At 41.0% G+C, this 12,836-nt stretch carries 8 protein-coding genes; all 8 read right to left on the bottom strand.

Annotation, left to right across the window (positions count from 1 at the left end; translation table 11 throughout):
- Positions 1-56: 56 nt before the first annotated feature.
- The 8 genes from glgA to ligA all read right to left on the bottom strand — a co-directional run bounded on the left by glgA (position 57) and on the right by ligA (position 12,795).
- Positions 57-1,490, bottom strand: coding sequence for a glycogen synthase GlgA (gene glgA / locus ACVX3R_RS04670; RefSeq protein WP_458795628.1), 1,434 nt, complete (start codon positions 1,488-1,490; stop codon positions 57-59).
- Positions 1,487-2,626 carry a glucose-1-phosphate adenylyltransferase subunit GlgD gene (gene glgD, locus ACVX3R_RS04665; RefSeq protein ID WP_414335350.1) on the bottom strand — a complete coding sequence of 380 codons (1,140 nt, stop codon included), beginning with the start codon at positions 2,624-2,626 and terminating at the stop codon, positions 1,487-1,489. The genes glgA and glgD overlap by 4 nt, the downstream gene beginning before the upstream one ends.
- Complete coding sequence (locus ACVX3R_RS04660; protein ID WP_458795627.1) at positions 2,616-3,758, bottom strand: glucose-1-phosphate adenylyltransferase; 1,143 nt, start codon at positions 3,756-3,758, stop codon at positions 2,616-2,618. The genes glgD and ACVX3R_RS04660 overlap by 11 nt, the downstream gene beginning before the upstream one ends.
- The gene (gene glgB / locus ACVX3R_RS04655; protein ID WP_458795626.1) at positions 3,748-5,676 is read right to left on the bottom strand and encodes a 1,4-alpha-glucan branching protein GlgB; all 1,929 of its coding nucleotides are present in this window, start codon (positions 5,674-5,676) and stop codon (positions 3,748-3,750) included. Before glgB ends, ACVX3R_RS04660 begins: the two co-directional genes overlap by 11 nt.
- A 270-nt stretch (positions 5,677-5,946) precedes the next feature.
- Entirely contained in the window at positions 5,947-7,371 is a 1,425-nt protein-coding gene (locus ACVX3R_RS04650; protein WP_458795625.1) for an NADP-dependent glyceraldehyde-3-phosphate dehydrogenase, read from the bottom strand.
- Positions 7,372-7,567: 196 nt separating this feature from the next.
- Positions 7,568-9,853, bottom strand: a complete 2,286-nt coding sequence (gene pulA / locus ACVX3R_RS04645) for a type I pullulanase (protein WP_458795624.1) — start codon at positions 9,851-9,853, stop codon at positions 7,568-7,570.
- A gap of 15 nt (positions 9,854-9,868) precedes the next feature.
- Positions 9,869-10,834 carry a diacylglycerol kinase family lipid kinase gene (locus tag ACVX3R_RS04640; protein ID WP_458795623.1) on the bottom strand — a complete coding sequence of 322 codons (966 nt, stop codon included), beginning with the start codon at positions 10,832-10,834 and terminating at the stop codon, positions 9,869-9,871.
- A gap of 2 nt (positions 10,835-10,836) precedes the next feature.
- Positions 10,837-12,795: an NAD-dependent DNA ligase LigA gene (gene ligA, locus ACVX3R_RS04635; RefSeq protein WP_458795622.1), complete on the bottom strand. Its 1,959-nt coding sequence runs from the start codon at positions 12,793-12,795 to the stop codon at positions 10,837-10,839.
- Positions 12,796-12,836: the final 41 nt, after the last annotated feature.

Below are 12,836 nucleotides of genomic sequence, written 5' to 3'. Positions count from 1 at the left end.
ATCCTCTTTTCTAAACAGCCCAAAAATCGTATGAAAGAATCATACGATTTTATCTATTAGTTGACTAAACTATGGTACAAGTCCAGGTAAGATTTGCAGGCTGTATCCCATGAGAAATCGCATTCCATAGCTTGTTTTTGTAGATTTCTCCAAACGTCCGGCTGGTACTTATAAACATCCAAAGCTGTTTGGAAACTCCAGTTAAGCCAGTATGGTGTTAAATTATCAAAGTTAAATCCAGTACCAGTTCCTTCGATTGGATTGAAAGCTTGAACAGTATCACGCAAGCCACCCACTTCATGAACCAATGGTAGAGTTCCATAGCGCATCGCCATCATTTGAGACAAACCACATGGTTCAAAACGACTTGGCATGAGGAAGAGATCACAAGCTGCGTAGATTTCTTGAGCAAGTTTGACGTCGAAAGTGATATTTGCTGATAACTTGTCAGGATAGACTTGAGCAAACCAAGAGAAGGAATGTTCAAAAGCTGGGTCACCTGTTCCTAAAAGGACTATTTGAACATCCTCCTGTAAGAAACGATGCAAACTTTCTACAACAACATCAAAGCCTTTTTGGCGTGTCAATCGAGAGACAATACCAACTAGTGGAACATCTGCTCGTACTGGTAGACCAACTCTCTCTTGCAATTTTGCTTTGTTTTGTGCTTTTCCAGACAAATCATCCTTGTTAAAATGATAGTCTAAAAGTGGGTCTGTTTGAGGATTATAAAGATCGGCATCAATACCATTGACAATACCTGAAACCTTACCTGACTCCATACGAAGAATCTGGTCCAAACCGCAACCGAATTGGCTAGTCATAATCTCATGTGCATAGCTAGGAGATACGGTTGAGACACGATCCGCGTAGAGAATACCTGCTTTCATCCAGTTAAGACAGTCATTCCAACGAAGAGTTCCATCAGCATAGCGTTCAAATCCAACACCGAACAAATCCCACAACATTCCTTCAGAAAATTGACCTTGAAATTCCAAATTGTGAATGGTTAAAACTGTTCTGATTCCTTGATATGCCTGAATCCAATGGTACTTTTCTTTTAACAAGAAGGGAATCATGGCTGTGTGGTAATCATGAACATGGAGAAGGTCAGGGATAAAGTCGATGCGTTCCATGGCTTCAAGAGCAGCCAGTTGGAAAAAGGCAAAGCGTTCACCATCGTCAAAATCACCGTAAACATGACCACGGAAGAAATAATATTGATTATCAATGAAGTAGAAAGTAACCCCATTCAAAACCGTTTTTTTAATACCACAGTACTGTCTACGCCATCCTACACTCACTTCAAAGTGGAGAACATCCTCAATCTGGTCGCCAAACTTAGCTTCTACCATATCATAATAAGGTAAGAAAACCGCAACTTCGTGCCCTGCTTTTACAAGTGATTTGGGAAGTGCGCCAATGACATCACCCAAACCACCTGTTTTTGAAAAGGGTGCTCCTTCTGCCGCTACAAATAAAATTTTCATGAATAAATGTCCTCTGTTACTGTTTCACCCTTCTTCACTACAACTGGATGTTCTGCTGTCCCTCGAATGACAACACCGTCCGCAACTTCAACGCCTTTGTCTAGGATGGCATATTCAACTTGGGCACCTTGACCAATCACAACACGAGGGAATAAAATGCTGTCCTTCACCACACTATCTTTGTGAACATAAATGTTACGAGATAGGACTGACTGAACTACTTCACCCTCAATGATACTACCAGAGGCAAACTGAGAAGTACTTACTTTTGAAGTATTCGCATAGTAGGTTGGTTCTTCATTCTTAACTTTTGTATAAATCTTTTGATTTGGTGAGAAAAGAGAGTAGAATTTTTGAGACTCTAGCATATCAATATTGGCTTGATAATAGGATTGAACGGAGTGAATATTGGCTAGATAGCCCGTGTATTCGTAAGCAAAAGCACCTTCTTTTACAGCCAAATCGCGGAGAACATAGCGTAATTTTTCTGGATATTCTTTTTGAACTTCTTCTTCCAAACGCTTAATCAACCACGGAGTATCAACGACGAATATATCTGTAGACATGTTGAAAAGTTCATCTGTTGATTTGGCATCAAAAAGTTTATGAGAAAGAACATGGTCTGTTTCATCCACTTCCAAGATGGCATTAACATCTGAAATATCCTTTTTAGGTAATTTCTTATAAACAACTGTAATCGGACGACCGGCAGTAGCATGTAAATGAAATACTTGATTGAGGTCAATATTCACCACGACATCACAGTTAAGTGCAACTGTCTGATTTGATCCTGAACGTTTCAAATAAGTGAGAAGCTGTTGGTAATATTCTTTCCCAACTGTGCTACTTTCAACACGCGTATTATAAATACCTAGATAGTAGTGACTTAGAAGGGTAGATAAGCCCCATTCACGTCCGGAACGAATGTGGTCAAAGACTGAACTGATATTATCTTGTTGGAAAATTCCAAAGACACTGCGAACACCAGCATTTGCAAGGCTAGAAAGAGGGAAATCAATTAAACGATATTTTGCTCCAAATGGCAAGCTAGCCACCGGACGGTGTTCTGTTAACGTTGACATATCATGAAAACCAACTGTGTTTCCTAAAATGGCTGAATATTTATCAATCTTCATCTGATGCTACCCCCACTACTTCATTGTATCCTACTACTTGTACTTCGTCTGTTCCATCAATTTCGACACCTTCAGAAATAACAGCACCCTCACCAATGATGGCACGTTTAATTTTTGCACCTTTTCCGATAATGGCACCACTCATGATTACAGAGTCTACTACTTCAGCACCCTCACGTACTTGTGCTTCTGTTGAGAGAATGGAATGCTTAACAGTTCCATCCACGAGACAGCCATCGACAACTAAAGAATCTTCTACATGAGCGTGTTTTCCAATAAAGTTTGGTGGTGAAATCAGGTTCCGTGAGTAGATTTTCCACTGACGATCACGACTATCCAAAGCGTTGTTTGGATCAATGTATTCCATATTGGCTTCCCAAAGGGATTCAATTGTACCAACGTCTTTCCAGTAACCCTTGAATTCATAAGCATAGACACTTTCACCAGACTCAAGGTAGTTTGGAATAACGTTTTTACCGAAATCTGACATATCTACCTTGCTCTTTTCAGCGGCTACTAGCATGTTGCGTAGACGTTTCCAGTCAAAAATATAGATTCCCATAGAAGCTTTAGTAGACTTAGGTTCTGCTGGTTTTTCTTCGAATTCGACGATACGATTGTTTGCGTCAGTATTCATGATACCAAAACGGCTAGCTTCTTTGAGGGGTACATCCAAGACAGCTACTGTCAAACTGGCATTATTGTCCTTGTGAGATTGGAGCATGTCATCATAGTCCATCTTGTAAATATGGTCTCCAGAGAGGATGAGAACATATTCAGGATTGATACTATCGATATAATCAATATTCTGGTAGATGGCATGACTGGTTCCTTCAAACCAACGATTTCCTTCACTCGCAGAATATGGTTGGAGAATAGATACGCCGGTATTGATACCGTCTAATCCCCAGCTCGAACCATTTCCAATATGACTATTTAGAGCAAGAGGTTGATATTGTGTGATAACTCCAACATTGTGGATTCCAGAGTTTGCACAGTTAGAAAGAGCAAAGTCAATGATACGGTAGCGCCCACCAAATTGCACAGCCGGCTTAGCAATACTTTGAGTGAGTTTTCCGAGACGAGTTCCTTGCCCACCCGCAAGGATCAAAGCTAGCATTTCATTCTTCATTTTCTACTCCTTTTTGAGTTGTATTTGTGACAGTTTTAGCAGATTTCAAGCGACGTTTGATCTTCCAGATACTTGCTCCCATGGCAGGCAAAGTGAAAGTCAACGTCTGTTTGTAGTCCTTCCATAACCCTTCTTGAGTCTGAACAGTTTGATTATGTTCTTTCCAGACACCACCCCATTGCTCTAATTCAGTATTCCATATTTCTTCATAGATCCCTGCAACAGGAAGCCCGATTGTAAAGTCTTTACGCTCAACTGGTGCCATATTAAAGACACAGACTAGCATTTCACCCTTTTTACTCTTACGAATAAAGGAAAGGACACTCTGATCTCTATTATCAGCATCGATAATTTCGATGCCATCATAGCTGGTATCAATTTCCCAAAGGCAGCGGTGCTCTTTATAGAATTGATTCAGTTGAGAAGTGAAGTACTTCATCTTAGCATTCATTGGATCTTCCAAGTTAGACCATTCTAGCTGTTCCTCAGACTTCCACTCTAAGAACTGACCATATTCGCTTCCCATGAACAAGAGTTTCTTACCTGGATGACAAATCTGATAAGTGTAGAGATTGCGTAGTCCTGCAAATTGATTGTATCGATCTCCCCACATCTTGTGCATCATGCTCTTCTTACCATGTACGACTTCATCATGCGAGAATGGTAAGAGGTAGTTTTCGTTGAAAACATACATAAAGCTGAATGTCACAAGATTAAAATCATACTTACGATAAATCGGATCTTCCTCGTAGAAACGGAGAATGTCGTTCATCCACCCCATATTCCACTTGTAGTCAAATCCTAGACCGCCCATTTCTTTCATACCAGTAATCTTTGTTGCTGATGAACTCTCTTCTGCAATCATCATGATGTCTGGATGAGCTAACTTGATTACTGTATTTAAACGTTGAAGGAAATAATAACCCTCGTAGTTAAGATTTCCACCGTCCTTATTTGGGGTCCAAGGAGCATTATCATAGTCTAGGTAAAGCATATTGCTAACAGCATCTACCCGAATGCCATCTAAGTGGTAAAAATCAATCCAAAATTTAATACTTGAAATCAAGAAAGATTGGACCTCATTTTTCCCGAGGTCAAAATTCAGCGCACCCCATCCATAGTTATGAGCCTTGTTGTGGTCTTGGTATTCAAAAGTAGGTGTACCATCATAATATGCCAAGGCATCGTCATTAATAGTAAAATGACCTGGCACCCAGTCTACGATAACACCGATATTATTTATATGACACTCTTCAACGAAATCTTGGAACTCCTCAGGTGTACCATAAGAATGTTCAAACGCAAAGTAACCCATAAGCTGATAGCCCCAGCTCAATCCAAGTGGGTGAGCCATTAAAGGCATAAACTCAATATGTGTATAGTTCATTTCAACTAAATAAGGAATCAACTCTTCCTTCAGCTGTGAAAAACTATAGGGACTACCATCTGGATTTCTCTTCCAAGATCCTGCATGGGCCTCGTATATATTAACAGGTCGCTCAAAAAATCCCAGACGTTTACGGCGTGCTAGCCAAAGTCCATCTTTCCATTTCTTTTCTGGGATAGTAGTCAAAACAGCTCCTGTACCTGGCCGGGCTTCAAAACGAACTGCCAACGGATCAATTTTCATAATCTGGTGACCATTTGCACGCGTAATATGATATTTATAAATCTGACCTTCCTGAGCTTGAGTCGTAAAGACTTCCCAAACACCTGCTTCATTACGAACCATGGGAATCTGATTCTCAACCCAATCAGTAAAATCTCCAACTAGATGAACTGCTTGTGCATTTGGGGCCCAAACCCTAAAAGTATAGCCAGTTTCTCCGTTTTTCTCCTCTCTATGTGCTCCTAAATAATGCTGGAGGTGAAAGTTTTCACCTGTAGTGAAGGTTCTTAGTGCCTCTTGATTATTCATTCAATCCCCTTTCTTTTGTAAGCGTTTTCTATAATTCTATTATACACTCTTTTGAGATAACTTTCAAGTAATTTACGAAGAAAATCATATTTTTTTATGAAAGCCTTCAAAAAATTACCTAGCATTTTAAAAATGATACTTTGCAAATAGAATGATAAATAATTTCCATATATTTTTTATTATAATACCAAAACATTCGTTTTTTATCAATTTGTAAGTAAGTTTTTTGAAAAAAATAAAATCAGGAAGAAGATTTCCTGATTTTATAGATTATTTCACATCAAATACAATGGATTTAACATTTGTCATCGCTTCGATACTATATTTAATTCCTTGCACTCCTGCACCAGAACCTTTTACACCAAGGAATGGGAAATTATCTGGTCCACGTTGTGTTTTATTATTAATATGAACGGTTCCCACTTCAAGTTTCTCAGCGATTTCAAACGCCTTCTTAAAGTCATTTGTAAAGACTGAGGATTGAAGACCGAACTCTGATTCATTGGCAATTGCTACTGCTTCATTCGCATCTGCAACACGGATAATTGGTAGAACAGGTCCAAACGGTTCTTCCCATGCCACTTTCATATCTTTTGTAACTTGGTCAAAAAGCACTGGCCAGAGAAGATTGCCTTCACGCTTGATTGGTGTAAGAGCCTTAGCACCTTTTTCTTGTGCATCTTCAATCAAGTCCCAGATGAAATCAGCTGAAGTATTGTCAACAACAGGTGTGATATCAGCATTGTCAAATGGATCACCGACTGTTAGCTTAGCGACTTTAGCCTGGAGCAATTCGGCTAACTTGTCTGCTACGCTTTCTACAACTAAGACACGTTTAATAGCGGTACAACGCTGACCAGAGTAGCTAAATGCACCACTCACGATTTGATTAGCTGCATTTTCTAAATCTGCATCTTCTAAAACGATTGCTGCATCTTTCCCGCCAAGCTCCAGCATAATTGGGCGCATACCAGCTAAACGACCGATACGCTCCCCAATCGGTGTTGATCCTGTAAAGTTGATAAAGTTGACTTCTTTGTGCTCAATGATATAATCCCCAATTTCAGAGCCTCGTCCAGTGATGGTATTGAAGACACCTGCTGGGATTCCTGCTTCGTCAAAAGCTTTAGCTAGCAAGAGACCAGAAATAGATCCTTGCGTTGGTGGCTTAAACATAACGACATTTCCTGCAATCAGAGCCGGAGCAATCTTGGATCCAGAAAGGTTGACTGGGTAGTTAAATGGCGCGATAGCTAAGACAACACCAACTGGCTCACGACGGACAACGGCTAGTTTGTTTTTACTTGCAGCTTCAAAACCGCCGCCTTCCATCGCTTGTCCAGTAATACGGAGACCTTCCTCAGCAGCAAAATGGATCAAATCTGCTGTACGTACTACTTCCCCAATGGCTGCTTTAATCCCTTTTGCAACCTCTTTGGCAAGAATTGTACCAATTTTTTCTTTATCACGTTCCAAAATATCTGCTGTCTTATGCAAATAGGCTGCACGCTCAACTGGTGCTAAATCACGCCATGCTGGGAGAGCTGCACGCGCAGCTTTCATAGCCTCATCTACTTCAGCTTGGCTCATAGCGGGTACTGTACCTAGTTTTTCTTGATTGATAGGAGAATAGATCGCAATCTCGTTCTCTGATGATTTCCATTTTCCATTCACTAAATTCTGATAATTTGTCAAATTCTCTTCCTCCTGAAAATGATTAAAACTTATTTTATCAAATTTTCAGAAAATTACAACCCTTTTGTGAAAATATTGATATTTTTTTCACAAACTTGATTCTTCAAATTATTTGAATTTTATTCCTATTAGATATTGGTTTTTCAATAAAAATCAAAAAAGGTCTAGTTAATCTAAACCTTTTCAGAACATTAATTTACGAGAGTACTTTTAAGACTACGACACTGGTATCATCAATCACATTTGATTCTTTAGAACGACTATTAGACACCAGCATTTCAAGATTTCCTGCATTTTCAAAGTAGAAGGAAGTCCCTTTCGCATTAAAGACTACCAATAAGTGCTCTGGTCCACCGTGAATTTCGTAAACAATCCACCCACTATTTTCAGCAGCTGTATGGACGAAGACATGGCGATAGACTTCTTCATATGTAGGATAGGAGAAGGCGCTGGTCTGTGTTTTTAGGCGAATAATCTGGCGAATAAATTCAATGCTCTCTTGTCTCTCATTGATTAAATCCCAGTTGACCTGGTTGACACTATCTGGAGCATTGTAGCTGTTCATAGCCCGTTCTCTATCTGCCTCAGTCAGCTCGCCGTTTTCACCAGTAGCAAGGAGTTTAGTGCGGCCAAATTCTTGCCCCAACTCTATAAAGGACATCCCTTGCATGAGAATGCTCATCGCTGTTGCTGTCTCAACTTGGCGCATAATCTTATCTGAACTGTGATTTGGATGAAGGGTTACTAACAAATCATGCAAGTTGTAATTATCATGGGCCTCCACATAGTTAAGGACTTGGTTTGGACTAAGATATGAACCCAACTCTCGGCTACCAAGAATAGCTTTGGCTACAATCGGTTCTGTAGCTGCACCGCTAACAAATCCTGCCTTGATTGAGCCATAAACTTCTCCTCCTTTGATGGCATCTCGCTGATCATCGTTGAAAAATCCAATATTTGGCATCTGGTAGGCATTATCCTTCTTGGCCTTGTCATAAGGTGCAAGACCTGTCCCCATATCCCAACCTTCTCCATAAGTGAGAATACGCGGATCGACTTCATCTAACGCCCAGCGAATTGCCTGCATGGTTTTAACATCGTGAATTCCCATCAAGTCGAAACGGAAGCCGTCAATATTGTATTCTTTCACCCAATAAAGGAGTGAGTCAATCATATACTTGTGGTACATTTCGTGTTCGCTTGCGGTTTCATTTCCTACACCTGTGCCGTTTTGGAAGGTTCCATCTGGATTCATACGATAGTAATAATCAGGAACAGTTGTTTGGAAAGGTGCATCGACCGTTGAAAAGGTATGGTTGTAAACGACATCCATAATGACACCGATTCCCGCATCATGATAAGCCTGAATCATGGCTTTGAGGTCTCGAATAACCTGTCCAGGATCATCTGGGTTACTAGAGAAACTTGGTTCTGGCGCATTGTAGTTTTGAGGGTCATAACCCCAGTTATAGGTTACATTTCCGTCCTCATCATATTCCTTATGGCGATCAAAGATTGGTTGGAGCTGAACATAATTACAGCCGAGTTCTTTGATATAGTCAAAGGCAGTTGCTTGACCATACTGGTTAACCGTTCCAGTCTGAGCAGCCCCAAGGAAGGTTCCTCGAAGGTTTTCTGGAACCCCAGATGTCGGCGATTTTGTGAAATCACGAATGTGCATCTCACAAATAACTGCTTTACATGGGTTTTCCAAACGCCAAGGAGCGTCTGTCCCATGTTTGACTTCGAACCCTTCTACCTGTCTATCTTGCTGAGAGAGGATGACAGAACGTTTTCCGTCAGGGCTTGTAGCGATAGTGTAAGGATCTCGTGTCAAGGTCTGGTGGTGTGGAAACTCAATCTGATACTGATAGGCTTTACCTGCAAGATTTTCATCCAAGTCTACACTCCAAACACCAATGGTATTGTACTTATGACTATATGAATAGCTATTCCCACGCTCAAGATTAAAGGTTTTCCAAATCGGCGCGTCGTTACTTGTATTTTCATAAACGACCACTTGGACAGCTGTAGCTGTTGGAGCCCAGAGTTTAAAGCTTGTCTGGTAGTCTGAGATACTATAACCTAACTCTCCTTGGTATCCCCAATGATGATCAAAACTTTCACTGTGAAAGGCTTTATCAAAAGCAAACGGGTTTTGATTTTTATAGTAAGGACTTGCAATGGCTGGATTTTCAGAATAATAGACTGTCTCATCACCATCCAAAATCCAAACCTCAGTCAACAGTGGATAATGGTTAAACCGTAGGAGATAGTCTTTTGTCTTTCCATCTATTTCGACAGAAAAGGTCAGAGTATCGAGCCTTTCTGCACTTGTAACTGTAAAGGAGAATTTTGCTCCAAAATAGTCATTTTCATAATACAAATTTTCTTTAATATCCGCCTGTTTTCTACTGAATGAACAAGCGGCATAATCCCCATTTTTTCGGTGAAAATGGATGACTACAGGGTATCTATACATTTCTTTTCCTAATTTCTAATTTAATTCATTTTCTTCCGCGCTGATGGATTCAGCAGCAATTTCATTACGATTGACAAAAAATTCAATGTGGTTATGGCAAACTTCAAGTTCAACTGGCGTATCACCACCGTATTCCCCATCTAGGTTTAGCATAAAGGGTTCTTCGTCGTCCAAGACATCTAAACGGAGTTTGCTGGTTTTAAGGTATTCAATATTAACATCCGTCACATGCTGACCTCCATTTAGAGCCTGTATTAACAAAGCCAACATCTCAAATAACTTGTCTGTTTTCACCAGAATCAGAGTAAAATTGCCATCATCTAACTTGGTATCAGGTGCTAACTGCTCAAAACCACCAATTGAATTGGTCAAGGCAACAAAAATCAATGAGACTTCTCCCTCGAAGACTCCTTGATCATGTGTAATTTTCACTGGCCGAACCTTAGTCTGAGGAAACATTTCAATTCCTTTGGCGACATAGGCAAAATAGCCTAGGTGTGTCTTAACTTCACTGGGTACGCTATATGTCAACTCTGTCAAGGTACCTGCTGCTGCAATATTGATAAAGTACTTATCGCCAAAAGCGCGTCCAATATCCATTTGAATGGTTTGATTTTGTCCGATAATTTTTGCTGCCTTAACGGGATCTCCAAGTGGAATCTTGAGAGCACGCGCATAGTCATTGGTTGTGCCTGTTGGGATGATAGCTAGTTTGGGACGATATTCAAGAGGAGCAACACCGTTGACCACCTCATTAATCGTACCGTCGCCTCCTGCAGCGATAATCAAATCAAAACCAGCCTTTGCAACTATTTCCGCTTCATTTTGTGCAGAAAGAGGATCTGGGCTTGTTTGAAAAGCACTGGTTTCGTAGCCTATATTCTCTAATATATCCAGTATTTCAGCAATGTTTTCTTTGATAATTTCTTGTCCTGAACTGGGATTATAGATTAAACGAGCTCGTTTTCTTTCTTCTATCATGATTACAAACTTTCTAGCCAGGCCTCATCTCGAACTTCGATACCAAGTTCTTGTGCTTTTTGGAGCTTGCTTCCTGCATCTGCTCCTGCTACGACAAGGTTCGTTTTCTTAGAAACACTGCCTGTGACTTTGGCACCCAGACTTTCGAGTTTACTTTTGGCTTCAGAGCGCGTGAGGCGTTCCAATTTCCCCGTTAGCACAACGGTCAAACCTGACAAGGCCGCATCTGCTACTACTGTCTGTCCTTTGTAATCCAGGTTGACTCCAGCTTCTTTCAACTCGTCTAAGAGAATCTTCGACCCTTCTGTTGCAAAATAAGTCTGAAGACTTTGGGCAATTACACTACCTAAGCTTTCGATACTTGCTACTTCCTCTGGGTCTGCTTGGGCCAGATTTTCAATAGAGTGAAAGTGTTGGAGCAGGAGTTGGCTAGCCTTGCTTCCGACATGGCGAATTCCCAGACCAAACAAGAGCTTTTCAGCAGACTTTTCCTTGGATGCTTGAATGGCTTGATACAGTTTAGAAGCAGACTTTTCCTTGACACCTTCTAAAAGGAGGAAGTCTTCTTCTTTCAAACGATAAATATCCGCCACATCCTTAACCAGATTAGCAGCAAAAAGCTTTTCAACGATAGATGGACCAAGTCCTGTAATATTCATAGCATCTCGAGAGGCAAAGTGAATCAAACCTTCCATGATTTGGGCAGGACAGCGAGGATTGATACAACGAAGGGCCACCTCATCTTCGAAATGAAGTAACTGGCTGTCACAACTTGGACAATTAGTCGGAATGTCTAGTTTTTCTTCAGAAACACGCTTAGACTCTACCACACGCAAAACAGCAGGAATGATGTCTCCCGCCTTATAAACGATAACTGTATCATCTTTGCGGATATCCTTTTCAGCAATATAATCTACATTGTGTAGGGTTGCACGGCTAACAGTTGTGCCAGCAAGCTGAACAGGAGTTAGATTGGCAGTTGGGGTCACAACACCCGTACGACCTACTGTCCAGTCAACTGAAAGGAGTTGAGCTTCTTTTTCTTCAGCGGGAAATTTATAGGCGACTGCCCACTTAGGCGCTTTAACGGTAAAACCGAGCTCTTCTTGACCTGCTAGGTCATTGACCTTGATCACCACTCCATCAATATCATAAGGTAAATTATCCCGTTCTTGTCCAACTTCTTGGATAAAATCCCATATCTCATCTATGCTTTCAGCCAGAATTCGTTTAGGATTAACTACAAATCCAAGCTGTTCAAGATGCTTCAAGACTTTTTCTTGACTGTCGCGAGTTGAAGGGCTGGCTTCTTGATAGAGGAAAGTTGCAAGATTGCGTTTGGCCACTACTGCTGTATCAAACTGACGCAAGGTGCCTGCTGCCGCGTTACGAGGATTGGCAAATTCAGGCTCCCCATTTTCTTGGCGAGCTTGGTTGACCTGATCAAACGAAGCGCGTGGCATATAACACTCTCCACGAACGGTGATATCTAGTTCTTCTGGCAAGGTCAAAGGAATATCCTTGACGCGCTTGAGATTTTCGGTGATATTTTCACCAACAGATCCATCTCCACGTGTCGCACCGACTACCAAAATTCCCTTTTCATACGTTAGCGAGATAGACAAACCATCGATTTTCAGCTCACAGATATAGATTGGATGGGGTAATTCCTTTCGAACACGCGCATCAAAAGCCTCTAACTCTTCACGTGAAAAAGCATCCTGCAAACTATAAAGAGGATACTGATGACTGTATTTTTCAAAACCATCTAAAACCTTACCACCAACACGATGGGTCGGACTGTCCGCTAAAACTTGATCTGGATAGGCAGCTTCCAACTCGACTAATTCTCGGTAGAGACGATCATACTCGCTATCTGACACCGAGGGATTGTCACTCGTATAGTACTCGGTCGCATAGCGGTTGAGCAAGGCAACTAACTCATTCATTCTTTCATTCATAATCCCATTTTACCACAAAGCAAGCCCTCCTCACAATAGAG

The sequence above is a fragment of the Streptococcus sp. 517s genome (assembly GCF_054445985.1).
This window is presented reverse-complemented; position numbering and strand designations above follow the sequence as displayed.